The following is a 21,892-nucleotide window of genomic DNA, read 5'->3' on the forward strand; positions in this document are numbered from 1 at the left end:
GTCAGGAGACCTTGAGCGACTGCAGGCGCCGGAGGAAGTCCGGCAGCCGGTCCACGCCCCAGTACTTGTCGAAGCCGCAGATGAAGAACGGCACGCCGAACACGCCGTCGCGGTGCAGGGAGCCCAGCGCGGCCATCCCGAGCTCGCGGACCTCCGGGTCCTCGTGGGCCCGGGCCAGCGCCTCCGGGTCGGCGCCGATGGTCTCGGCGATCTTGCGCATGGTGTCGGGCCGCGAGATGTCCTCGCCGCGCTCCCACCGGGTGCGGTACGTCTCGGCGATGAACTCCCGCCCGACGCCCAGCCGTTCGGCGGCCAGGTAGGCGAGGTGCGAGACCTCCCAGCGCGGGGCCGGGTCGACCGGCCAGACCATCTCCAGGTCGCGGGCCCGGGCCAGGCGCCGGACGTCCTGCAGGATGTAGAGGTGCTTCTCCTTGGACATCGGGACGTACGGGAGCCGGATGTTGCTCTGCTCCAGCTCGTCCTGGGCGGACGGGTCCGGCTCCCAGAACGGCAGCCACTCGATCCGCTCGGCCTCCTGCGGGTGGTGGTCGACCAGGTCGCGGTAGGCCATCCAGGAGTAGGGGCTGCGGAAGGAGAAGTACCAGCGCGGTGCACGTCGTGCCATCGCCGCCTCCAGCCTTTCTGAACGGGTGGTTCGAACTGCCCGGCCGTCCGGGCTAGATGGTGATGCCGCCGTCGATCTGGAGGACCGCGCCGGTGATGTACGCGGCCTTGTCCGAGACCAGGTAGGCGACCAGGTCGGCGACCTCCTCCGCGGTGCCCATGCGGCGCAGCGGGATCGAGGTCAGTGCCTCCTTGCGGGCCTTGTCGTTCATCGCGGCGACCATGTCGGTCTCGATGAAGCCCGGGGCGACGGCGTTGACCCGGATGCCGGCGCGGCCGCTCTCCTTGGCCAGGGCGCGGGTGAAGCCGATGATCCCGGCCTTGGACGCCGAGTAGTTGGTCTGGGTGCCGTGGCCGTAGACCCCGGCGACCGAGGAGATGTTGACGATCGCGCCGCCGCGGCGCTTCATCATGCCGAACACCACGGCGCGGCAGACGTGGTAGACGCCGTCCAGGTTGGTGTCGATGACCTGGCGCCACTGCTCGTCCTCCATCAGGACGAGCGGGTTGTCGCGGGTGATGCCGGCCGCGGTGACGGCCGCGGTGACAGGGCCGAGCCCGTCCTCGGTGGCCTCGATCCAGGCCCGGACGGCGGCGCCGTCGGCGACGTCCACCCGGGTGCCGGTGATCCGTACGCCGTGCTCGTCGCCGGTCTTCTCCAGGCTGCGCGCCGCCTCGTCGTCCGAGCGGTAGCAGAAGGCGACGTCGAAGCCGTCCCGGGCGAGCGCCGTGACGGTGGCCCGGCCGATGCCGCGCGAGCCGCCGGTGACCAGGGCGACCCGGCTGGTGGTGTCCGACATGGTGGTGCTCTCTCCTCAGACGGTGGCCGGGCGCAGCGCCTCGGCGGGGCGGAAGGCCATCACGATCCGGCCGACGGTCATCACGGGTTCGCCGGCCGAGCGGGTCTCGCCCTCGAACAGCACGGTGTCGTCGACCCGGCGGTCCAGCCGGACGACGTGCTCCAGGACCTCGCCGGGAAGCACGGGGCGGTGGAACTCGACGCCGGTCATGCCGCCGAAGAGCATCACCTGCCCGCTCAGCACGTCCGGGTTGGGGTCGTCCCAGGTGGCCAGCACCCCGGCGGACTGGCACCAGGACTCGACCAGCAGCGAGGACGGGTAGGCGAAGTCCTCGGCGGGGGTGTCCGCGCCGAGCTTCTCGTACCAGGGCTCGTTGCAGGTGACGGCCTTGAGGGCGGTCAGCCGCTCGCCGGGGACGAGGTCGACGACCCGGTCCACCAGGAGCATCGGGAAGCGGTGCGGCAGCCGGGCGCGGATGTCGCGCTGGCCGATCACACCCGGCACGGAGAAGCCGGTCACGCCGCCACCTCCGCGAGGGCGTAGCGCAGCCGGACGCTCGCCGCCGGGCCGCGCCCGGTGGCCAGCTTGGCCCGGCACTGCCAGTCGCCGGCCGCGGTCCGCTTCCACTCCATGGCGATCTCCAGCTCGTCGCCGGGGAAGACCGGCCCGGTGAACCGGGTGGACTCCACGGCGGCCAGCGCGGCGCCCTTCGCCTCCGCGGGCAGGGTGGCGAGCGCGCCCTGGTGGGTGCACTCGACCAGGCAGACGCCGGGGAAGATCGGGAAGCCCGGGTAGTGGCCGGGCAGCACGGTCTCGGTGTCCTCCACCCGGAAGCGGGCCGCGGTGCGCAGCCCGTCGGTGGCGGGCAGCACCTCGACCGCGCCGCCGAGCGGGCCGGCGGCGGGCATCAGGCGGCCTTCGCCGCGTCGAGCCGGCCGAGCAGGACGTCGTAGGCGTTCCGCAGGGTCGTGATCTGCTTGAGGTCCGACTCGGGCAGCTTCACGCCGTACTTCTTCTCCAGCACGACGACGATCTCCAGGGCCATCAGCGAGTCGACCTCCAGGTCGTCGACGAAGCGGGCGTCGTCGGTGACCTCCTCGGCGTCGACGTCCAGCACCTGGGCGACCACGGCGCGGAGTTCTTCCTTGTCCAGCACGATTGCCGTTCCTTTCGGAGGAGTTCGGAGGAGTTCAGGGGGAGTGCGGAGGAGCCGGGGCTCAGCGCAGGCCGAGCAGGGCGCAGCCGACGGTGCCGCTGCGGTCCACGGAGGTGATCACGCCGATCCGTCCGGCCGCCCCGGCGGGGTGGTCGGCCGCGTACGAGAGCAGGGCGGTGGCCTGGAAGGCGGCCGCGGCCGCCCCGGTGTCGCCGATCAGCCCGGTCAGCGTCAGGTCGGCGTACCCGTCGGTGCCGAGCACCTCGCGGACGGCCTCGGCCTCGCCGCGGCCCTCGCGGCCGGGCGCGCCGGAGCGGGCCACCGCGGCGACCTGCCCCGGTTCGACGCCGGCCCGCTCCAGCGCCGCGCGCAGGGCGGCGGCCAGCACGGGGGCGGGGTCGCCGTCGAGGACGACGCGCAGTTCGACGCCGAGGAGTTCGGCCAGCACCGGCTGGTCCGGGTCCCCGGGGGCGTACGGCTCGACGAGGAGCATCGCGCAGCCCTCGCCGAGGGCGGGCGCGCCGGCCTCGGCCGCGTCGCCGCTGTGGTGCTCCAGCCAGGACCGGGCCTGGCTGAACTCCTCGGCCGCGCCGCACAGGACGGTCCGGGCGCGGCCGGTGCCGAGCAGCCGGCGCGAGTAGTTGAGCGCGTGCAGGCCGGCGGTGCGGCCGCCGGCGATGGTCGCGTTGGGGCCCTTCAGCTGGTACCAGATGGCGCTCTGGCCGGCCGCGCAGTTCATCACCGTGTTGGGGAAGCGCGCGGGGTCGACGAAGAAGGGCTGCTCGCCGGTGAGCGAGTCGCGGGTGAAGTCCATCATCGACTGGGCGCTGCCGGTGGTGGTGCCGAGGGCGAACGCGGCGCCCTCGCCGGTGCCGACGGCCCGGTTGCGCGGCCCGTCGTCGAGCAGCGCGCCGACGGCGGTGACGGCGAGGCCGGTGACCCGGTCCATCGAGCGGGTGCCCTTCTTGCCGAGCACCTCGCGGATCGCGAAGCCGGGCACGACGTGGCCGGTCCCGTCGGGGGTGGTGCCGTGTTCGGCGCCGAGCGCGGTGACGGTGCCGCGGCGCTCGCGCAGGCCCTCGGTGAAGGCGGTGCGGCCGATGCCGTAGGGCGACACGGCCGACCAGGCGGTGATCACCGGGCGTCCGGCGCCCGTGGTGAGGGTGGTCATGACCGTCACCGGTTCCTTTCGGTCAAGGGGTCAGTGGGGCGGGGCGTTCAGAGGAAGACGACCATCCGGTACTCGCCCCAGCGCGCGGCGGTCGCGCCCGCAGGGGCGAGCTCGACGCCGTCGACGAGCGGCAGCGGGGAGCGCAGCGCCGCGATGTCGGGCTCCTCGACGAGCACCCGCACGCCCGCGCCGAGCAGCGTGCGCAGGCCCTGGCGGGGGTCGGTGAGCGTGTCGACGGTGCGGTTGCCGATCCGCAGCGGGGGCGGCGGCGCGGCGTCCAGGGCGTAGCCGGCGGCCGAGCCGCGCAGCAGGACGTCCAGTCCGCCGAGCTGGCGGTGCAGTTCGGTGGCGAGGTACAGCTCGTCGAAGAACTGCTTGTCGAGCGCGCCGCGGTAGCCGCGTTCGACGATGGCCAGCACCCGGCCGTCCGTCGGGTCCGTCGGGTCGCCGGCCATCAGATCACCCCCATCAGCAGGGTCTTGTCCGCGGCGGCGACGTTGGCGGCGTAGCCGGCCGGCGGGCGGAGCACGACCTGGGGGAGGTGGTCCACGGCGCCGCGGTCGTCGCTGCAGAACCGGCAGCCGTACCAGTGGAGCCGGTCCGGGTGGGCGGTGAGCAGTTCCCCGGCGAGCGTGGCGAGGGAGGGGTACTCCCGGTTCCAGTCGGCGAGGTTGCGCGGCTTGTCCGGGCCGAGCGGCTTCTGGGTGAGCAGGGTGGCGTAGCCGCAGGTCCACACCTGCACGGTGGCACCGCGCTCCAACAGGGCCTGGGTCAGCCGCAGGGCGGTGGTGACCTGGTCCGATGCGTGGGGGGCACCCATGAGGGTGATGAGCACGTCCGTGTGCGGGATCCGTCTGGCCACCTCAGTGCCACACCACCCGGACGGCCGGATCGAGGATCCAGCCCGCCACGACGTCCATCCCGACCACCCGGAGCTCGGGGCGCAGGGCCGCGCCGTCCAGGCCGTGCTGGGCCAGCGAGAAGCTGTCCGCGGCGAGGACCCCGCCCTCCTCCTGGAAGCGGTCGAGGTCGGAGTCGCTGCCCGGGACGGCGAGCACGACGCCGTCCTGGACGAGGAAGAGGAGCGCCGACTGCCCGGTGAGCACCTGGGCGACCGCGTCGCGCCGGAAGCCGGCGTCCTGGGCGACGCGGCCCTGGCTCTCGATGAGCAGCAGGCGCGGCGTGGAGCCCTCCCACACCTCGACCCCGCTCGCGGAAATCTCGCTGAGCTCGCTCACGCCTGCTGCACTCCGTTGACGGCGTCGAGCACGCGCTGGTCGAAGCTCACCAGGCTCCAGTCGCGGCGGTTGCCGATCACCGCGTAGCCGTGCACGATGCGGCCGGTCGCGGTCTTGACCAGCTCGCCGTCGCGCAGGACGTAGAAGTCCATGCGGGAGGTGTAGGTGAAGTCCTTGAAGACCTCCTCGACGGTGTACACCGTGTAGAGGTCCTCCTCCATCAGCGCCTCGTCGAGGATGCGGATGTCGGAGCGCGGCACGACCGGGATCCACTTGCGGTCGTCCAGCAGGGTCTTGATGGAGATGCCGCGGTCCGCGACGAAGCGGTCCTTGCCCTCCTCCATCAGCCGCAGGTAGCCCGACATCTGGATGCGCTCGGTGAAGTGGCAGTACGGGTACGGGATGTTCCACTTCCACGCGTACGCGTTCTGCCCGGCCGTCAGCGAGGCGAGGACCTCCTCCTCGGCGGGGGCGGCGGTGCCGGCCGCGCGCTCCAGGTCGTCGCCGAGCTTGGCGACGGCGAAGCGGGCGAGCAGCGCGGGCACCTCGCCGGCCGCCTCCAGGTAGGTGTCGATCCGCAGCGAGACGCGGACCTTGGAGGTGACGGCCTTGAGGACCTCGCCGTCGCGCTCGACCCGGATGACGACCTTGAGGCCGATCGTGCCGTCCTCGTCCTTGGTCCACGGCACGACCTCGGCCTCGGCCACGTCGTCCATGTGGAAGGCGTGCAGGATGCGGGTGTCGATCGAGACCAGGTCGAGGCCGAGGCCGTGCTCCTCGTAGAGCGCGCGGGCCGGGAGCCCGGCCTGCCGGAAGTGGTCGAGGACGGCCTCCTCGACGAGGTAGTTGACGTGCTTGAAGCCGATCCAGGTGCAGATGTTGGAGCCCTCGTAGCGGGGGCGGACCTGGGTGGCGGTGGAGGTGGTCAGCAGCGCCTTGACGGCGGTGTCCGTGACGAGGGTCATCGCTGGAGCTCCAGGGCGGTTGGTCGGGCGTGGCCGTCGGACGGCGACAGGCCCGGGACGGTGTGGACGAACTCGGCGACGGCGGCGGCGAACCGTCCGGGCGCGTCGAGCATCGGGAAGTGCCCGCAGCCGGGCAGGACGAGGGAGCGGGCGTCGGGCAGGGCCCCGGCGAGCGCCACGCCCTCCCCGGGCGGGGCGGCGAAGTCGCTCTCGCCGGCCAGCACCAGGGTGGGCAGGGCGAGTCGGCCGGCCGCCAGCGCGGGCGTGCGCAGGTACAGGTCGAAGAAGCGGAACCAGCCGTACGGGCCGACGCGTTCGCGCACCCGCTCGCCCATGGCCCGCCGCAGGTCGGCCGGGACCCGGCCGCCGGAGTGGGCCCGGATCCCCTCCTCCATGATCAGGTGGAAGTCGTTCAGGTAGTAGCTGATGGTCTCCCAGTCGAACTGCTCGGCGCGCGAGCGGTAGAACGGCGAGACCAGGACGAGCGCGCGGAGGCCGTACTTGCGCGGTGCGTCCACGCCGGCCCGCAGTTCGCGGTCCAGCAGGTCGAGCAGCACGTTGGCCGCCATCGAGTGCGCGACGACGACCTCGGCGCCGCCGGGCACCGACTCCAGCGCCTGGGCGAGCCGGCCGGCCAGGTCGGTCTCGGTGCCGAGGCCGGTGATGGTCTCGGTGCGCCAGGGCAGCCGGGCGGTCCACATCTGCAGGCCGTCCGGCAGTTCGGGGAGCGCGGGCTCCCACACGCTGTCGTTGGCGGCCAGGCCGTGCAGCAGCAGCACGCGGGGGCCGGTGCCGTCGGTGCGCCGCTCGACGGAGACCGGGCGCAGGTCGGGCCCGCCCGCCACGGCGTCGCCGCTCATGCCGCTTCGGGGGCGAGCACCAGCAGGTCGGCGCGGGCGTCGTCGCCGGCGCCGCCGGTGACGGCCTGGACCGGGCCCGGCTCGCCGGCGTCGAAGAGCCCGACCGCGGCCGCCACCTGGAGCAGCCCGGCGGCGCCGGAGGCCTTGCCGAGGTGCGCGGGCAGCTCCCAGCGCAGGCCCCGCTCGTCGGGTGCGGCGGCGCCGCGGCGGTAGCCGCCGAGCACGGCGCGGACGGTCGCCGAGCGGGCGGCGGCGGCCGCGCGGGACTCGACCACCAGGGCCGCCCCGCCGTCGACGGCGCGCTCGCCGCCGAGCAGCCGGCGCACCACCTCGTTGTCCGGCTCGACGCCGAGCACGAGGACGCGCTCGGCCCGGCCGGCGTTGATCAGGGTGGCGGCCCAGTGCAGCGCGTCCAGGCCGGAGGTCTCGCCGTTGCAGACCATCAGGTTGGGGCCGCGCAGCCCGTAGCGGATCGCCGCCGAGGAGGCGATGACGTTGCTGGAGGCGTTCGGCAGGTCCATCGGCGAGGTGGCCGTGACGGTGCCCTCGCGCAGGGTGTCCAGGGCGCGGGTGACGGTGTCCAGGTTGCCGAAGTTGGAGCTGGCGACCACGCCGACGCTGACGGCCGGCACGGTGATGCCCGCCTTCTCGTCCGCGCCGAGCAGTCCGGCGTCGCGCAGCGCGGCGGCGGTGAGCGCGTAACCGAGCTGGGTGGCCCGGTCCTTGTAGCGCAGGCCCTTCTTGCCGACGTGCGCGGCCGGCTCCACCGGGGCCCCGCCGGGGGTGGGCCCGTCGGCGAGGGCGCGGACCGTCTCGGTGCCGGGCAGCAGGACGGCGGCGCCGGTGACCACTACGTTCATCGGGTCCCCTCCACGATGGCCACGGCGTTGATGCCGCCGAAGCCGAAGGCGTTCAGCTGCGCGAGCCGCAGCGTCCGGTCGGTGGCGGCCTCGCCGGTGACGAAGCTGAACTTCGCGGCCTCGTCCACCGGGTCCTCCAGGCCGACGGTCGGCGGCACCCGGCCCTCGTTCAGGGCCCGGACGCCGACGATCAGGTTGATCAGGCCGGAGGCGCCCGAGGTGTGGCCGGTCATCGACTTCACCGCGGTCATCAGCGGGCCGGAGGCGTCGTCGCCGAGCACGGCGGCCAGGGCGGTGGCCTCGGCCTCGTCGTTGAGCAGGGTGCCGGTGCCGTGCACCATCACCAGGTCGAGGTCGGCGGGCTTGACGCCGGCCAGCCGGTGGGCGGCGTGCATGGCCTCGGCGATGCCCTCCGGGGAGGGCGCGGTGACGTGGAAGGCGTCGCAGTTGACGGCCACGCCGCGCAGCCGGGCGTGCACCTGCGGGGCGCCCTCCTCGGTGCGGCGCAGCACGATCGCGGCGGCGCCGTCGCCCATCAGCACGCCGGTGCGGTTGCGGTCGAAGGGCCGCACCCGGTCCGGGGGTGTCGCGTGGACGCGCTCCAGCAGGCCGTACATGGACTCGGTGAGGACGTCGACCCCCGCCACGATGACGGTGTCGGGCGCGTCCGGGCCCTCCTGGTCGAGCAGGTCGCCGGCCAGCGCGAGCGCGTACAGCGAGGCCGAGCAGGCGTTGGAGAAGGTGTGGGTGACGTCGGCGTTGAAGCGTTCCTTCAGCCCGGTGCCGAAGTGCAGCCCGGAGTCGGCGAACGGCGAGCCGTCGGCCCACCACAGCTCCAGCGAGCGCAGTTCGCGCAGGCCGGTGCCGACCAGGATCGGGATGCCGGACAGGTCCTCGCCGAGGCCCGCGTCGGCGGCGGCCTGGGCGATCGCCTCGTGCAGCAGCCGGCCGGCCCGGCCCGGGACGTCCTCGCCCGGGGCGGGGCGGTCGTCGACCTCGTACGCGTGCTGGGCGCGGAACCTGGTGCGGTCGAAGCCGCGCAGTTCGGCGCGGCCGGAGACGCCCGCGCACAGGTTCTCGAAGAGCTCGCCGACACCGGTGCCGGTGGCGGCGACCGCGCCCATCCCGATGATGGGGCGGATCGTCATGACGCCTCCTTGGTCGCGTCGTACCGCCCGAGCAGGACCGCCGCGTTGTTGCCCCCGAACGCGAGACCGTTGTTCTGGACGATCCGCAGGTCGGCCTCGACCGCCTGGTTGGGCACGCAGTCGACGTCGCAGTCGGGGTCGGTGGTGACGTGGTTGATGGTGGGCGGGATGAACCGGTTGCGGATCGCGAGCGCGCAGCCGATCGCGCCGAGCGCGCTGGCGGCGCCCATGCTGTGGCCGAGCATCGACTTCATCGAGACGGTGCGCGGCGGGGTGTCGCCGAACACCTGCCGGATGGCGCCGGCCTCGGTGATGTCGTTGGCCTTGGTGCCGGTGCCGTGCGCGGAGATGAGGTCCACCTCCTGCGGCTTGACGCCGGCGTTGTCCAGGGCGAGCCGCATCAGCTCGGCGACGCTGTCCCGGTCCGGGGCCACCTGGTGGTGGGCGTCGCAGTTCAGCCCGTAGCCGAGCACCTCGGCGTAGATGGTGGCGCCGCGCTCCAGCGCCGAGTCCAGCCGCTCCAGGACGAGCACGCCGGCGCCCTCGCCGGTGAGGATGCCCTTGCGGTCGACGTCGAAGGGCTGGCAGCGGTCGGGGGCGATGGTGCCGAGCCGGTAGAAGCCGGTGAAGGTCTTGCGGCACATCGCGTCCGCGCCGCCGCAGAAGGCGAACTCCGCCTCGCCGGAGCTGACGGCGTCGAAGCCGTAGCCGATGGCGTAGTTGCCCGCGGAGCACGCGGTCGGGATGGTCAGCGCTTCGACGTCGGTCAGGCCCAGTTCCTGGGCGATGGCCGCCGACAGCCGCCCGGCCGGCACTCGCCGGGCGGCCGTCGGGTCGAAGGTGCCGGTGCCGTCGGCGAGTTCGCGCTCGACCAGCTGGTCGAGGTCGTAGCTCTCGCCGTCGGTGGTGCCGATGGAGATCAGTCCGCGCCGGCCGCGCAGCAGTGCCAGGTCGAGGCCGGAGTCCTCCAGGGCCATCCGGGCCGCCGCGGTCGAGAACTGCGCGGCCCGGCCGAGCTGTTCGACCTCCAGCGTGCGGATCCAGTCCCGCGGGTCGAAGTCGGTGATCTCGCACCCGTTGGCGTGGGCGAAGCCCTCGGTGTCGAACACCGAGATGGGCCGGGCCCCGCTGCGGCCCTCGCGGAGCCCCGTGAGGAACTCCCGGACGCCGAGGCCGATGCTGGACACCACCCCGAGCCCGGTGAGCACCACCCGGTGCCGCTGCGGCCCGGTGTGCCCGGTGCCGTTTCCTGCCGCCGTCATGGCGACCCTCCCCATCCGTCGCAGCGTTGTCGGGACTACCAGCCGGCCGGCTCCGAGACGACCTCGTAGACGCCCGTGAGGTTGACCATGCGGGGCAGCTCGCTCTGGTTGATCACGACGCCGAACTCCTTCTCCAGGGCGGCGAGGATCTCGATCGCGCGGAGCGAGTCGGCGTCGTGGTCCTCCTTGAAGAGGCTGGTCTCGGTGACCTCGTCCTCCTCGATCTCCAGAATGTCGCAGACGATTTCCTTGATGGTTTCGAGGCGCTCGTCGCGGGTGGCGGTGGTCATGGTCTTCTCCTTTGTCCGGCCCGGTTCCCGGGCCGCGCGGAATGCATTGCCGGATGTGGTGCGGGATGCGGCGCGGGGTGCCGCGCCGGATCGAATAACCGTGCGGATGGAATTCTGCGAGCCCGGTTTCCGGGCCCACAACGGCGGCTGCAACAACCTGCCACCGGCGTCCGGGAATTCAGCGGCGGACGGTCGCGGAAAGCCGTGCGCGGAGGTCCGCGACGAGCGCCTCGCGCTGCTCGACCAGGTAGAAGTGGCCGCCCGGCAGGACGGTCAGGTCGAAGCCGGCCGGGGCGATCCCGGCCCAGGCCGCGACCTCGTCGGGGGCGACGTCGGGGTCGCCGTCGCCGACGTAGCCGGCCACCGGGCAGGGCAGCGGCACGCCGGGCCGCGGCGCGTACCCGGCGACGGCCCGGAAGTCGGCGCGGATGGCGGGCAGGACGAGCTCGCGCAGGTCCTCGTCGGCCAGCAGCGCGGCGTCCGTGCCGCCCATCCGGCCGACCTCGGCGAGCAGGTCGTCGTCGCTGCCGAAGGCGGCGGTGCGCGGCGTCAGCAGGTGCGGGGCCTTGCGGCAGGAGACGGCCAGCAGCGCCGGGGCGATGCCGTGCCGCTGCGCGAGGCGCAGCGCGATCTCGTAGCCGACGGTGGCGCCCATGCTGTGGCCGAACAGGGCGAGCGGGGTGTCGAGGCAGGGGGCGAGCTCGGCGGTGATCGCGTCGGCGAGGTCCTCCAGGCGGGTCCACGGGTCCTCGGCGATCCGCTCCTGGCGGCCGGGGTAGCGCACGGCGAGGACTTCGACGTCCTCGCCGAAGGCGCGCCCCCAGCCGTGGAAGAAGCCGGCCGAGCCGCCGGCGTGCGGCAGGCAGAGCAGCCGCAGCCGCGGGGGTGCCGCGGTGGGGTACCGGCGCAGCCAGATGCTCTCGGTGGCCTGTGTCATCGGGGTGGTTCTCCTTGTCCGGTTCGGTGCTGGGGCCGGTCCTCGGACCCCTCCCGGCCCCGGTCAGCCCAGCGCGGCCGGGCTGTTCAGCGACACCACCCCGGTCTCCGGCGCGATCCGGCGGATCAGGCCGGCCAGGGTCTTGCCGGGGCCGATCTCGACCAGCCGGCGGCAGCCGAGCTCGCCGGTGAGGGTGCGCACGGAGGGCTCCCAGAGCACCGGCGAGGTGAGCTGGCGGGTGGCCAGGGCGGGCCAGTCGCAGTCGCCGGCGTACGCGCGGGCGTCCGCGTTGGCGACGACCGGCAGGTGGGCCGGGGCGAAGGCGGTGTTCTTCAGTGCGGTCCGCAGCCGTTCGGCGGCGGGCGCCATGTACGGGCTGTGGAAGGCGCCGCCGACGGACAGCCGGATCATCTTGGCGCCGATCGAGGGCGCCTCGGCGCCGATCAGCTCGATGCCCTCGGCGGAGCCGGAGACCACGGTCTGGCCGGGCGCGTTGACGTTGGCGACCCACACCTCGGCGCCCCGCGCCCGGATCCGGTCGGTGAGTTCGGCGACCTGCTCCAGCGGGGCGGCGACCAGGACGCCCATGGTGCCGGGGCGCTCGTCGGCGGCGTCCCGCATGGCCCGGCCGCGGGCCGCCACCAGCGCGGCGGCGTCGGGCAGGGTGAGCGCCCCGGCGGCGGTGAGCGCGGCGTACTCGCCCAGGCTGTGGCCGGCCACGGCGGCCACCGGCCCGTCGAGCGCGCCGCGGCGCACCGCCTCGGCGTACGCGACCATGGCCACCGTGAACACGGTGAGCTGCGCCAGGTCGGTGCGCCGCAGGTGTTCGTCCGGAGTGTCCAGGAGCAGTTCCGCGAGATCCTCCCCGGTGACCCCGGAGATTGCCGTGACGATTTCCCAGGACGGGGTTTCCCGCCAGGGCTCGCCCATTCCCGCTTTCTGCGTCCCCTGGCCGGGGAACACCAGACCGATCGGGTTCTGGTCCATTGACCCGCCTTCCGCGCCGAATTCACCGGTGGGTACGGGGGCCCGCCGCCGGAGGTTTTCCGGAGGGCGGGTCCCCGTGCCGACGGCCGGCAGTTTCGGGGGAGTACGGCAGGCCATCGGGAAGGGGATTTCCGGGTGCGTGCGGTACCCGGACCCCTTTCCGCGGCCCATACAACCGAGGGCGCCGGGGGAGCGGCAACAGACCCTTCAGGAAGCTGCCACTCGCCCGGCGCCCGGTGGAACGTTGCGGCCTCAGGCGCCCGGGCCGCCGCCGGGCCCCGGCCGGGCGGGCCGCAGCAGGCCGAGTTCGGCGGCGCGCACGCCGGCCTGGAAGCGGGACTGCGCGCCGAGCATCGCCATGATCTCGGCGACGTGCCGGCGGTAGGTGCGCACCGAGACGGTGAGTTCGCGGGCGGCGACCTCGTCGGTGACGCCGGCCCGCAGCGCGCCGAGGATCTGCTGGGCGAGCGCGGCCCGGTCCCGGTCGCCGAAGACGATCCGCTCGCCGGCCGGGACGGCGTTGCGCCACACGCTCTCGTACAGCGAGCCCAGCGTGAAGACCACCTTGGGCTCGCGGATGACGGAGGCCCGGACGCCGGTGGCCGACTCGGCGACGACCAGCGCGGTCGTGCCGTCCACCAGCAGCGCCTGGAGCGGGGGCACCCGGGCCACCCGGATCGCCACCGGCCGCTCCTTGGCGAGCTGCTCGCGGACGAAGTCCTCGTCGATCATCGAAGGGTTCGTCAGCAGCCGCACGGAGATGGTCTCGGCGGCGCCGTAGATCAGTCTTCGCTCGGCGAACTCGCTGAGCCCGGGCTCCTGTTCCTCGGCGCCGGGCATTCGCGCGTGCACGATGTCGATGCTGCGCACGGCGCTGCGGATGAGGGCGGCGGCGGTGTCGAGCACCGCCCGGTAGCCGCCCTCCACCGTGGCGATCTGCTGGGCCCGGTGGCTGCGGTCGCGGTGGATGGCCACCGTCGACTCGATCAGCGACCGCACTTCCAGGAGTGCTCTTTCCAGTTCGTCCTCTGCCTCGATGGGCACGTCGTACTCACCAGTTTCCCCGTTGGTGTTACTCACTGCGCCGCGGCTGGTGGGCCGCGGTCCTCCCCGTGTGGTCGGGGACGGCGCCCGGCCCTGTCCCGCAGGGCCCGCAGGGGCGCCGAAGACAGGCTGTCACTCGTGGAGCAGGCCCAGCTCGACCGCGCGCACGCCGGCCTGGAAGCGGGAGCTGGCACCGAGTTCGCGCATGATCTCGGCGACGTGGCGCCGGTAGGTGCGCAGGGACATGCTGAGGTCGCGGGCGGCCGCCTCGTCGGTGTAGCCGCTGCGCAGCCGCTCCAGGATGCTGCGGGTGAGGTCGCCGAGCAGGCGGGGGCTGAGCGCGAGGTGGTCGTCGAGCTTGCGGCCGAGCGACCAGGCGCCGGCGAAGAGCAGCTCCAGGGCGCGGACCGCGGCCCGGTCGTTGACCAGCGTGGCCTGGCCCTTGGCGTTGCCGGCGGAGGCGCGGACGAGGGCGGCGGCGCCGTCGGAGATGACGATGTCGCGCAGGTCGGCCTCGGAGACGCGGATCTCGAAGCGGGCGCCGGGCGCGTGGGCGAGCTTGGCCAGGGCGCAGTCGGCGACGCCGGGGGCGCAGAGGACCCGGACGACGGTGCCGGGGCGCATGGTGGTCAGGGCGTCGCGGGCGATCTGCTCGAAGGGCCCGGTGCCGGTGACGGCGACGCAGACCGAGTGCCGGGCGCCGTGCACGAGCTGTTCGACGGCCTCGCCGAGGGCGGTGACATCGGTGTGCGGGGCGGGGGGGCCCTGGTCGGGGCGCTGCCGGTAGAGCGAGACGGTGGATTCGATCAGTGCCCGCGCCTGGAGCAGGGTCTTTTCGACGTGCGCGGCGTGATCGCCCGGCGTCGATTCCTCCTGGCCAGGGCCGTTCGGCGAACCGGCTGCACTGGTCACTTGCGTCCCCCCTTACGGTGGTGGTCTTTCCGTTCATTCGACGTTCAACTGTTTAATCAAGAACATGTCAGATGACACCTGATCAGACCACCTGCGACTGACAGTAGTTCGGCTGTTCGAAGCCAGTCAACCTTTGCTCAAAACCGCAGGTCAAGGGCCTTTGAGCCCGCACTCGGCGGGTGCGTCGCGGGGTGGGCTCGAAGGACATCGCGAACGGCATCGCGAACGACATCGCGAACGACATCGCGACGGGCATATATCAGGCCGGGATTTTCCCACCACCGACCTGGCGAATCTCCAGCCGCCCTGGCATCAACCTGCACTCGGGCACCGGAAAGGAGCGGTCGGCATTCCGTTTTCCTCACGAGAAGTAGCCCGCCCCTCACCGCCGGTCGCGGCCCTGTCCCCTTCCGGCCAACCCTGAACTCGCCCGGCCGGCCTGGACTGGTCCGACCTTACGGTAAGCGGCGTGACCATACGTCAGACGGGGACTTTTCGGCCCATAACTTTGCCGGCCCGGCCGGCCACCGGCGCGACGGCGCGGTGGCGGGCGGTGCCGTCGCCGGCGTCCCCGCGCTGAACCGTCCGGTCGCGCCACGCTGCGGACATCCGCACCCCTGTGGTCCTCACCCCTGTTCGGCGTGCCAGGCGGGCTGCCCCGGCGCGCCCCGAAGCCAGGAGACAGACGGCCCGTGACACGTCCCACCAACCTCACCGACCTGCTGCTGGACGTCGCCGAGCGGCATCCGGCGACGGGCCTCGGCCACGGCCCCGGCGCCGCCGGCGCCGATCCGACCGATCAGAGCTACCCGGCCCTGCTCGACGCCGCCCGGCGCGTCCTGACCGGCCTGCGGGCCCGCGGTCTGCGCCCCGGCGACCGGGTGGTGCTGATCCTGGAGCGCGCCGAGGACTTCCTGCCCGCGTTCTGGGGCGCCGTGCTCGGCGGCTTCGTCCCGTGCCCGCTGGCCGCGCCGGCCGCCGCCGACCCGGAGCGGTGGGCCGCCCGGCTCGGCCACGTCGACGCCCTGCTGGACGGTCCGCTGACGGTCACCACCGCCGGCCTGGCCGCCGCCCTCCCGCCCGACCGGGACCGCCCGCTCGCCGTCCTGGAGGAGTTGTCCGGCGAGCCCGCCGCGGAGTTGCACCGCGCCGCCCCCGGGGACACCGCCGTGCTGATGCTGACCTCCGGGTCCACCAGCAACTCCAAGGCCGTCATGCTCAGCCACGCCAACCTGCTGGCCTCGATGGCGGCCAAGAACGCCGCGCACCGGCTGGACGCCGCCGACGTCACGCTGAACTGGGTCTCCTTCGACCACGTCGCCGCGCTGCTGGAGTGCCACCTGCTGCCGCTGTCCGTCGGCGCCCGCCAGCTGCACGTCGCCCCCGCCGCGGTGCTCGCCGACCCGCTGGAGTTCCCGCGGCTGCTGTCCCGGCACGGCGTGACGATGACCTTCGCGCCGAACTTCCTCCTCGGCCTGGTCTCCGCCGCCGCCGACCGGCTGGACGCCGGGGACGAGCGGCTCGACCTGAGCCGGGTCCGGCAGATCATCAGCGGCGGCGAGGCCGTCCTGGTCAGCACCGGAGAAACGTTTCTGGAGAGGCTCGCGCCGTACGGCCTGGCCGGGGACGCCCTGTGGCCCGCCTTCGGCATGACCGAGACCTGCGCCGGCAGCGTCTACTCCCGCCACGGCTTCCCGGCCACCGACCGCGGCGCCGAGTTCGCCAACCTGGGCACCCCCGTCCCCGGCCTGTCCGTCCGCATCGCCGGCCCGGACGACCGCCCGCTGCCCGAGGGCGCGGTCGGCGAGCTCCAGCTGACCGGCCCGATGATCACCGGCGGCTACTTCCGCGACCCGGCGGCCACCGCCGGGGCCTTCACCGCCGACGGCTGGTTCCGCAGCGGCGACCTCGGCCGGATCGACGGCGGCCGGCTCACCCTCGTCGGACGCAGCAAGGACAGCGTCATCGTCAACGGCGTCACGTACTTCAGCCACGACGTCGAGGCCGCCCTCGAACAGCTCGACGGCGTCGCCCGCTCCTACGTCGCCGCCTTCCCGACCCGCCCGGCGGGCAGCGACACCGAGCAGCTGGTGATCGCCTTCCACCCCGACCTGCCGGAGGGCGACGAGACCGCCCTGCACCGGGTGCTCACCGCCGTCCGCGCGACCGTCGTCACGCACTGGGGCTTCCGGCCGGCCCTGGTCCTGCCCCTTCCCGCCGAGGCGTTCCCCAAGACCAGCCTCGGCAAGATCCAGCGCGCCCTGATGCGCCGCCGCCTGGAGGAGGGGGCGTACGCCGGGCAGCAGTCCGCCGTCTTTGACCTGACGACGCGCATGCTCGGCGGGTACACCGCGCCCGAGGGCCCGGTCGAGCTCGCCCTCGCCGCGATCTACGCCGAGCTGTTCGACTGCGACCCGGCCGCGATCAGCGCCACCGCGGGCTTCTTCGACCTCGGCGGCACCTCGCTCGACATCCTGCGGCTGCGCGCCAGCGTGGCCGAGCGGCTCGGCGTCACCGGCCTGGAGGTCATCACGGTGCTCACCGCGCCGACCGTCCGCGCCCTGGCCGCCCGCCTCGCCGAGCCCGCCGCCGCCCCGGGCGCCGCCCGGCCGTACGACCCGCTGGTGCCGATGCAGACCGGCGGCGACAAGACCCCGCTGTTCTGCGTCCACCCCGGCGTCGGCGAGGTGCTGGTCTTCGTCAACCTCGCCCGGTACTTCGTCGGCGACCGCCCGTTCCACGCGCTGCGCGCCCGCGGCTTCAACGACGGCGAGAAGCCCTTCGTCTCCTTCGAGGAGATGGTCGACGCCTACGTGGACGCGATCCGCGCCGAGCAGCCCGAGGGCCCGTACGCGGTGGCCGGGTACTCCTACGGCGCCGCCGTCGCCTTCGAGATCGCCAAGGTCCTGGAGGCGCGGGGCGAGCGGGTCGACTTCGTCGGCAGCTTCAACCTGCCGCCGCACATCAAGTACCGCATGGAGGAGCTGGGGTACGCCGAGACGGCCGCCCACCTGGCGCTCTTCCTGGAACTGATCGACAAGAAGCAGTCCGTCGACCTCCCCGACGCGCTGCGGCACCTGCCGTGCGAGGAGCAGGCCGCCCGGCTGGTCGCCCTCGCCCCGCCGCACCGGCTGGCCGAACTCGACCTGGACGCCGACCGGTTCGCGGCCTGGGCGGAGATCGCCGACACCCTCACCGGCCTGGGCCGGGAGTACCGGCCGAGCGGCGCCGTCCGCTCGATGACGGTGTTCCACGCGCTCCCGCTGCGCGGCACCCGCCAGGAGTGGCTCGACAACGAGCTGCGGCGCTGGGACGAGCACGCCCGCGAGGAGAACCGGTACGTGGAGGTGCCGGGCGAGCACTACACCCTGATGGGCCCGCGCCACGTGGCCGCCTTCCAGGCGGTCCTGCGCCGCGAACTGGACCACGCGCTCGCCGGGGCCGACGAACTGGCCCGCCGGCGGGCCGCGCACCGATGACGAAGGAGCACAGCAGCACCATGCGGGGGAAGAAGATCCTGATCACCGGCGGCACCGGGCAGGTCGCCCGTCCGGTCGCCGAGGCGCTCGCCGAACACGCCGAGGTCTGGTGCATCGGCCGGTTCGGCACGCCGGGCGTCGAACGGGCACTGGCCGACCGGGGCATCCGCACCCGGCACTGGGACATGGCCGACGGCTCCGAGCGGGCGCTCGCCGGACTGCCGCGGGACTTCACCCACGTCCTGCACTCCGCCGTCCACCGCGGCGAGGACGGCGACTTCAACGCCACCGCCGAGATCAACGCCGTCGCCACCGGCCGCCTGATGGAGCACTGCCGCACCGCCGAGGCGTTCCTGTTCGTCTCCACCGGCGCGCTCTACAAGCGCCGGACCCTCGACCACGCCTACACCGAGGACGACCCGGTGGACGGCTCCGCCGACTGGCTGCCCGCCTACCCGATGGGCAAGCTCGCCACCGAGGGCGCGGTGCGCGCCTTCGCCCGGGTGCTCGACCTGCCCACCACCATCGCCCGGCTCAACATCGCCTACGGGCCCGGCAGTTACGGCGGCGTGCCGATGCTGTACTTCAAGGCGATGCTGGCCGGACAGCCGATCCAGGTGCCGCTGGAGGGCCAGAACTGGTGCTCCCTCCTGCACACCGACGACCTGGTGGCGCAGGTGCCCCGCCTCTGGGCGGCCGCCGCCACCCCGGCCACCGTCGTCAACTGGGGCGGCGACCAGTCCGTCGGCGTCACCGACTGCATCCGCCACATCGAGCGGCTCACCGGTGTGACGGCGGACCTCGTCCCGAGCGAGGTGACCCGCGAGACGTACCGGTTCGATCCCACGCTGCGCCGGAAGCTGACCGGCCCGTGCACCGTCGACTGGCGCGACGGCATCGAACGCACCCTGCGCGTGATGTACCCGCAGTACCTGGACGGCCGCCGCGTGGGCGGCGAGAGCATGACGAAGGGACGCTGACCGACATGACCGACACCGTTCTCACCGACACCGTTCCGACCGACATCGCTCTCACCGCCGATGCCGCCGCCACCGGCAGCCGCGCCCTGATCGAGCGCGCCTACCGGGCCTTCCACGACCGCGACGTCGCCGCGCTGCTGGACACCCTCGACCCGCGCGTCGAGTGGGTGCACCCCGACGGCATGGCCGAGTACGGCCTCGGCGGCACCAAGCACGGCCACGCGGGCGTGCGCGAGTTCCTCGCGAAGGTCCCCTCGGTGCTCGGCGGAATGCGCCTGCGACCACAGGAGTTCGTGGCCGCCGGGGACCGCGTCGTGGTCTTCGGTGTGCGCGAGGTCACGTCGAAGCGCGGCACGACCGTGACGCTGCCGTTCATCCACTCCTGGACCCTGCGCGGGGGCCGCGCGGTGCGCATGGAGGACGTATTCGACACCGTGCTGTTCCGCCGCGTGATCGAGAGCTGAGACACCGCCCCACCTCCCGGGATCCCGGTTCGCGCACGGCGGGCCGGGCTCCCGCCCGCGCTGCGCCGCCTGTGCCGGAGACCTTGGTCACACGGTGCGCGATCGACCGGCTTGTATTCTCCGGTGATGGCCGTAGTTCTTATATGGCCTTCGTATTGTGCAACCCGGGTGCGGTCCCGACCGTCTCCCAGAGTACGGTGTGCCCGATCATCACGGGCAGCGCTTCCGGCGGTGAAAGGTACGCGGATGGCAGGCAAACGGGGCGAGAGCCCGGCTCGTGGCGAGGACGCGCCCGACGCGGCCACCACGGACGGCGACAGCGCCGTCCCGCAGCCGCGCGCCGGCGGACGGGCCGAGGCCCGCCGGGCCGCACAGGGCAAGGGCGGCAAGGGCGCCCCGTCCGCGGGCGGCGGCGGCCGCGCGGCGGCCCGCAACAGCCGGAAGCCGAAGAAGAACGTGAAGAAGATCGTCGCCTGGTCGGCGGCGGGCGTCCTGGTACTGCTCGCCGGCACCGGCGGCGCGATCTACTTCAAGCTGAACGCCAACATCAAGTCCTTCGACGCGGACGCGATAGCCACCGACCGCCCGCCGGAGGCCCAGGCCGACGCGGACGGCAACAAGCCGGTCAACGTGCTGCTCATCGGCTCCGACAGCCGCGGCGGCTCCAACTCCGACCTCGGCGGCGGCGAGGACGGCGGCGCCCGCTCGGACACGACGATCCTGCTGCACGTCTACGCCGACCACAAGCACGCCGTCGGCATCTCGATCCCGCGCAACGCGATCGTCCAGATCCCGTCCTGCAAGCTGCCCAACGGCAAGTGGACCAAGGCCGGGAACGACCTGTTCAACGCGGCGTTCTCGGTCGGCGGCAGCGACGCCGGCAACCCCGCCTGTACCCAGAACACGATCGAGAAGCTCACCGGCATCCGGGTCGACCACACCATGGTCGTCGACTTCAACGGCTTCTCCTCGATGACCAAGGCCGTCGGCGGCGTCGACGTGTGCCTGCCCAAGGCCATCTACGAGGGCGACATCAACCCCAACCTGCACAAGAAGGGCGAGCTCGTCCTCCCGCAGGGCAAGCAGACCGTCGACGGGCAGAAGGCGCTCGACTACGTCCGGCTGCGGCACGGCATCGGCGACGGCTCCGACATCGGCCGGATGAAGCGCCAGCAGGCCTTCATGAGCTCGCTCGCCAACAAGATCAAGTCGGAGGGGCTGAGCCCCACCAACCTGCTGCCGCTGGCCGACGCCGCCACCAAGTCGCTGACCGTCGACCCCGGGCTGAGCTCCGCCGACAAGCTGCTGTCCTTCGGCCTGTCGCTGAAGAACATCGACATGCACAACCTCAAGTTCGTGACGGCCCCCTGGCGCTACCGCACCCAGGACGCCAACATCGACCTGGTTCAGCCGGACGTCCAGAAGCTCTGGGACACCCTCAAGGCCGACCACACCATCGACGGCCAGAACGCCACCGGCCAGCAGGACGGCGCCCCCGCCGCCCCGAGCTCGCCGCAGCCCGCCGCACCGACCTCGACCGCCCCGGCCGGCGACGCCTCCAACGAGTCCGTGAAGGTGGCCGTCTACAACGGCACGATCGCCAACGGCCTGGCCGGCAAGGCGACCGAGCAGCTCAAGGCCGCCAAGTTCTCCGCCACCACGGCGGGCCAGGCGGCCAGCACGAAGTACAAGACCACCACGATCGAGTACAGCGCCAGCCAGAAGGCGAACGCCGAGAAGGTCGCCGCGCTGTTCCCCGGCGCCAGCCTGGAGCCCAGCAGCTCGCGGGGCATCTCGGTGATCGTCGGCCAGGACTTCGCCGCCGCCAACGGCGCCGCCGCCCCCGGCGGCACGCCCGCGGCCGGCACCCCGGGCACCCCGGCCCCGCTGCCCACCACCGTCACCAACGACGCCCGCTCCGCGGACGACGACATCTGCGCGAACACCACCTACGGCAGCGGCGGCTGACCGCACCCGTACACCGCATCGCACGACTCCGGGGCGCGTCCGTCCCGGGGTCGTGCCATGGTGGCTGAGGGGGACCGCGGGCCACGAAAGGCGGATCCCATGCCCGAGATCGCCCTGCAGATCGACATCGCCGCCCCCCGGGACGTCGTCCTCGCCGCCCTCAACACCCACGACGGCCTCACCAGCTGGTGGACCACCGCCGTCGACCGCGACGACGACATCCTGCTCTTCGACTTCCCCGACGTCCCCGAGCCCTTCCGGCTGCGCCGCGAGCGCGCCGACCTCGACCGCGTCGTGTGGGCGAACACCGGCGCCTTCCCGCCGCACTGGGCCGGCACCTGGATCACCTGGGACCTCGCCGAACAGCCCGACGCCCCCGACCGCACCCGGCTGCTGTTCCGCCACGGCGGCTGGCAGCCCGGCAGCGAGGACGGCGTCCCGATGGTGGCCGGCACCTGGGCGGAACTGGTCGTCCGGCTCAAGGACTACGCGCAGAGCGGCAAGGTCCAGCCCTACTTCGTCACCGCCCGGCGCCACGACCCCGCCTGAGCCCCGCCCGAGCCCGCCGAGCCCCCGCCCGGTGGCGGGATCGCCGCCGCGGGCCGATCGTTGTCCTGTACCCCGAACCCGCCCCCGCCCCGCCCCCCGAGCCCACGGGAGGCCCCCGATGCCGCCACCCGTCCCGCGACGCGCCGCCGGGAAATCGGCGGCTTCCCCGGCATCACGGGCCATCCCGGGTAAGACTGC

At 73.4% G+C, this 21,892-nt stretch carries 25 protein-coding genes; 6 read left to right on the top strand and 19 right to left on the bottom strand.

The genetic code is table 11. The features are described from left to right. Position 1: 1 nt before the first annotated feature. The 19 genes from ACFVSN_RS40000 to ACFVSN_RS40090 form a co-directional block, all read right to left on the bottom strand. On the bottom strand, positions 2 to 625 hold the full coding sequence (locus ACFVSN_RS40000; RefSeq protein WP_387958351.1) for a 2-hydroxychromene-2-carboxylate isomerase: 624 nt from the start codon (positions 623 to 625) through the stop codon (positions 2 to 4). Between the two features lie 52 nt (positions 626 to 677). Then, entirely contained in the window at positions 678 to 1,424 is a 747-nt protein-coding gene (gene fabG / locus ACFVSN_RS40005) for a 3-oxoacyl-[acyl-carrier-protein] reductase (RefSeq protein ID WP_387958353.1), read from the bottom strand. 15 nt (positions 1,425 to 1,439) lie between these two features. Continuing rightward, positions 1,440 to 1,871, bottom strand: coding sequence for a 3-hydroxyacyl-ACP dehydratase FabZ family protein (locus tag ACFVSN_RS40010; RefSeq protein ID WP_380494066.1), 432 nt, complete (start codon positions 1,869 to 1,871; stop codon positions 1,440 to 1,442). Between the two features lie 68 nt (positions 1,872 to 1,939). Next, complete coding sequence (locus ACFVSN_RS40015) at positions 1,940 to 2,332, bottom strand: 3-hydroxyacyl-ACP dehydratase FabZ family protein (RefSeq protein ID WP_380436801.1); 393 nt, start codon at positions 2,330 to 2,332, stop codon at positions 1,940 to 1,942. Next, the gene (locus tag ACFVSN_RS40020; protein WP_359971072.1) at positions 2,332 to 2,580 is read right to left on the bottom strand and encodes an acyl carrier protein; all 249 of its coding nucleotides are present in this window, start codon (positions 2,578 to 2,580) and stop codon (positions 2,332 to 2,334) included. The genes ACFVSN_RS40015 and ACFVSN_RS40020 overlap by 1 nt, the downstream gene beginning before the upstream one ends. Before the next feature lie 61 nt (positions 2,581 to 2,641). Further along, complete coding sequence (locus ACFVSN_RS40025; protein ID WP_380436804.1) at positions 2,642 to 3,751, bottom strand: beta-ketoacyl synthase N-terminal-like domain-containing protein; 1,110 nt, start codon at positions 3,749 to 3,751, stop codon at positions 2,642 to 2,644. 47 nt (positions 3,752 to 3,798) lie between these two features. Continuing rightward, on the bottom strand, positions 3,799 to 4,206 hold the full coding sequence (locus tag ACFVSN_RS40030) for a hypothetical protein (RefSeq protein WP_380436806.1): 408 nt from the start codon (positions 4,204 to 4,206) through the stop codon (positions 3,799 to 3,801). Then, positions 4,206 to 4,613, bottom strand: coding sequence for a hypothetical protein (locus ACFVSN_RS40035; RefSeq protein ID WP_380436808.1), 408 nt, complete (start codon positions 4,611 to 4,613; stop codon positions 4,206 to 4,208). Before ACFVSN_RS40035 ends, ACFVSN_RS40030 begins: the two co-directional genes overlap by 1 nt. A 1-nt stretch (position 4,614) precedes the next feature. Continuing rightward, a complete protein-coding gene (locus tag ACFVSN_RS40040) occupies positions 4,615 to 4,989 on the bottom strand; it encodes a hypothetical protein (protein ID WP_387589897.1) in 375 nt (124 codons plus the stop codon). After that, positions 4,986 to 5,954 carry a hypothetical protein gene (locus ACFVSN_RS40045; RefSeq protein ID WP_380436812.1) on the bottom strand — a complete coding sequence of 323 codons (969 nt, stop codon included), beginning with the start codon at positions 5,952 to 5,954 and terminating at the stop codon, positions 4,986 to 4,988. The genes ACFVSN_RS40040 and ACFVSN_RS40045 overlap by 4 nt, the downstream gene beginning before the upstream one ends. Then, positions 5,951 to 6,814 (bottom strand): alpha/beta fold hydrolase, encoded by an 864-nt coding sequence (locus ACFVSN_RS40050; protein ID WP_380505602.1) that lies wholly within the window; start codon positions 6,812 to 6,814, stop codon positions 5,951 to 5,953. Before ACFVSN_RS40050 ends, ACFVSN_RS40045 begins: the two co-directional genes overlap by 4 nt. Beyond that, positions 6,811 to 7,674 (bottom strand): beta-ketoacyl synthase N-terminal-like domain-containing protein, encoded by an 864-nt coding sequence (locus ACFVSN_RS40055; protein ID WP_387958355.1) that lies wholly within the window; start codon positions 7,672 to 7,674, stop codon positions 6,811 to 6,813. The genes ACFVSN_RS40050 and ACFVSN_RS40055 overlap by 4 nt, the downstream gene beginning before the upstream one ends. Next, entirely contained in the window at positions 7,671 to 8,822 is a 1,152-nt protein-coding gene (locus tag ACFVSN_RS40060) for a beta-ketoacyl-[acyl-carrier-protein] synthase family protein (RefSeq protein ID WP_387589904.1), read from the bottom strand. The genes ACFVSN_RS40055 and ACFVSN_RS40060 overlap by 4 nt, the downstream gene beginning before the upstream one ends. Then, positions 8,819 to 10,084 (bottom strand): beta-ketoacyl-[acyl-carrier-protein] synthase family protein, encoded by a 1,266-nt coding sequence (locus ACFVSN_RS40065; RefSeq protein WP_387589907.1) that lies wholly within the window; start codon positions 10,082 to 10,084, stop codon positions 8,819 to 8,821. The genes ACFVSN_RS40060 and ACFVSN_RS40065 overlap by 4 nt, the downstream gene beginning before the upstream one ends. 35 nt (positions 10,085 to 10,119) lie before the next feature. Then, the gene (locus tag ACFVSN_RS40070) at positions 10,120 to 10,374 is read right to left on the bottom strand and encodes an acyl carrier protein (RefSeq protein WP_380436822.1); all 255 of its coding nucleotides are present in this window, start codon (positions 10,372 to 10,374) and stop codon (positions 10,120 to 10,122) included. Between the two features lie 178 nt (positions 10,375 to 10,552). Then, positions 10,553 to 11,311: a thioesterase II family protein gene (locus ACFVSN_RS40075; RefSeq protein ID WP_387589911.1), complete on the bottom strand. Its 759-nt coding sequence runs from the start codon at positions 11,309 to 11,311 to the stop codon at positions 10,553 to 10,555. A 63-nt stretch (positions 11,312 to 11,374) separates the two neighbouring features. Further along, positions 11,375 to 12,298, bottom strand: a complete 924-nt coding sequence (locus ACFVSN_RS40080) for an ACP S-malonyltransferase (protein WP_380436826.1) — start codon at positions 12,296 to 12,298, stop codon at positions 11,375 to 11,377. A 252-nt stretch (positions 12,299 to 12,550) separates the two neighbouring features. Further along, positions 12,551 to 13,342 carry a LuxR family transcriptional regulator gene (locus ACFVSN_RS40085; protein WP_387589915.1) on the bottom strand — a complete coding sequence of 264 codons (792 nt, stop codon included), beginning with the start codon at positions 13,340 to 13,342 and terminating at the stop codon, positions 12,551 to 12,553. Between the two features lie 132 nt (positions 13,343 to 13,474). After that, positions 13,475 to 14,254: a DNA-binding response regulator gene (locus ACFVSN_RS40090; RefSeq protein WP_380436830.1), complete on the bottom strand. Its 780-nt coding sequence runs from the start codon at positions 14,252 to 14,254 to the stop codon at positions 13,475 to 13,477. Between the two features lie 191 nt (positions 14,255 to 14,445). Here ACFVSN_RS40090 and ACFVSN_RS40095 point away from each other — a divergent pair, with 191 nt between their 5' ends. From ACFVSN_RS40095 to ACFVSN_RS40120, 6 genes are all read left to right on the top strand, one after another. Then, on the top strand, positions 14,446 to 14,628 hold the full coding sequence (locus ACFVSN_RS40095; protein WP_387589918.1) for a hypothetical protein: 183 nt from the start codon (positions 14,446 to 14,448) through the stop codon (positions 14,626 to 14,628). 318 nt (positions 14,629 to 14,946) lie between these two features. Beyond that, a complete protein-coding gene (locus ACFVSN_RS40100; protein ID WP_387958357.1) occupies positions 14,947 to 17,733 on the top strand; it encodes an AMP-binding protein in 2,787 nt (928 codons plus the stop codon). 20 nt (positions 17,734 to 17,753) lie between these two features. Further along, positions 17,754 to 18,713 carry an NAD-dependent epimerase/dehydratase family protein gene (locus ACFVSN_RS40105; protein WP_380436836.1) on the top strand — a complete coding sequence of 320 codons (960 nt, stop codon included), beginning with the start codon at positions 17,754 to 17,756 and terminating at the stop codon, positions 18,711 to 18,713. A 5-nt stretch (positions 18,714 to 18,718) separates the two neighbouring features. Continuing rightward, on the top strand, positions 18,719 to 19,177 hold the full coding sequence (locus ACFVSN_RS40110; protein ID WP_387589923.1) for a nuclear transport factor 2 family protein: 459 nt from the start codon (positions 18,719 to 18,721) through the stop codon (positions 19,175 to 19,177). A 246-nt stretch (positions 19,178 to 19,423) separates the two neighbouring features. Continuing rightward, a complete protein-coding gene (locus ACFVSN_RS40115; protein WP_380436840.1) occupies positions 19,424 to 21,145 on the top strand; it encodes an LCP family protein in 1,722 nt (573 codons plus the stop codon). Between the two features lie 99 nt (positions 21,146 to 21,244). After that, positions 21,245 to 21,694 carry an SRPBCC domain-containing protein gene (locus ACFVSN_RS40120; protein WP_380436842.1) on the top strand — a complete coding sequence of 150 codons (450 nt, stop codon included), beginning with the start codon at positions 21,245 to 21,247 and terminating at the stop codon, positions 21,692 to 21,694. Positions 21,695 to 21,892 lie beyond the last annotated feature (198 nt).

This window comes from Kitasatospora sp. NPDC057904 (assembly GCF_042887925.1).
Taxonomy (GTDB): Bacteria; Actinomycetota; Actinomycetes; order Streptomycetales; family Streptomycetaceae; genus Kitasatospora.

Coding starts and splice junctions, on each gene's coding strand:
- ACFVSN_RS40000 (WP_387958351.1), bottom strand. CDS start 625: ATGGCACGACGTGCACCGCGCTGGTACTTCTCCTTCCGCAGCCCCTAC.
- fabG (WP_387958353.1), bottom strand. CDS start 1,424: ATGTCGGACACCACCAGCCGGGTCGCCCTGGTCACCGGCGGCTCGCGC.
- ACFVSN_RS40010 (WP_380494066.1), bottom strand. CDS start 1,871: ATGCTCCTGGTGGACCGGGTCGTCGACCTCGTCCCCGGCGAGCGGCTG.
- ACFVSN_RS40015 (WP_380436801.1), bottom strand. CDS start 2,332: ATGCCCGCCGCCGGCCCGCTCGGCGGCGCGGTCGAGGTGCTGCCCGCC.
- ACFVSN_RS40025 (WP_380436804.1), bottom strand. CDS start 3,751: ATGACCACCCTCACCACGGGCGCCGGACGCCCGGTGATCACCGCCTGG.
- ACFVSN_RS40030 (WP_380436806.1), bottom strand. CDS start 4,206: ATGGCCGGCGACCCGACGGACCCGACGGACGGCCGGGTGCTGGCCATC.
- ACFVSN_RS40045 (WP_380436812.1), bottom strand. CDS start 5,954: ATGACCCTCGTCACGGACACCGCCGTCAAGGCGCTGCTGACCACCTCC.
- ACFVSN_RS40050 (WP_380505602.1), bottom strand. CDS start 6,814: ATGAGCGGCGACGCCGTGGCGGGCGGGCCCGACCTGCGCCCGGTCTCC.
- ACFVSN_RS40055 (WP_387958355.1), bottom strand. CDS start 7,674: ATGAACGTAGTGGTCACCGGCGCCGCCGTCCTGCTGCCCGGCACCGAG.
- ACFVSN_RS40060 (WP_387589904.1), bottom strand. CDS start 8,822: ATGACGATCCGCCCCATCATCGGGATGGGCGCGGTCGCCGCCACCGGC.
- ACFVSN_RS40065 (WP_387589907.1), bottom strand. CDS start 10,084: ATGACGGCGGCAGGAAACGGCACCGGGCACACCGGGCCGCAGCGGCAC.
- ACFVSN_RS40070 (WP_380436822.1), bottom strand. CDS start 10,374: ATGACCACCGCCACCCGCGACGAGCGCCTCGAAACCATCAAGGAAATC.
- ACFVSN_RS40075 (WP_387589911.1), bottom strand. CDS start 11,311: ATGACACAGGCCACCGAGAGCATCTGGCTGCGCCGGTACCCCACCGCG.
- ACFVSN_RS40080 (WP_380436826.1), bottom strand. CDS start 12,298: ATGGACCAGAACCCGATCGGTCTGGTGTTCCCCGGCCAGGGGACGCAG.
- ACFVSN_RS40105 (WP_380436836.1), top strand. CDS start 17,754: ATGCGGGGGAAGAAGATCCTGATCACCGGCGGCACCGGGCAGGTCGCC.
- ACFVSN_RS40110 (WP_387589923.1), top strand. CDS start 18,719: ATGACCGACACCGTTCTCACCGACACCGTTCCGACCGACATCGCTCTC.
- ACFVSN_RS40115 (WP_380436840.1), top strand. CDS start 19,424: ATGGCAGGCAAACGGGGCGAGAGCCCGGCTCGTGGCGAGGACGCGCCC.
- ACFVSN_RS40120 (WP_380436842.1), top strand. CDS start 21,245: ATGCCCGAGATCGCCCTGCAGATCGACATCGCCGCCCCCCGGGACGTC.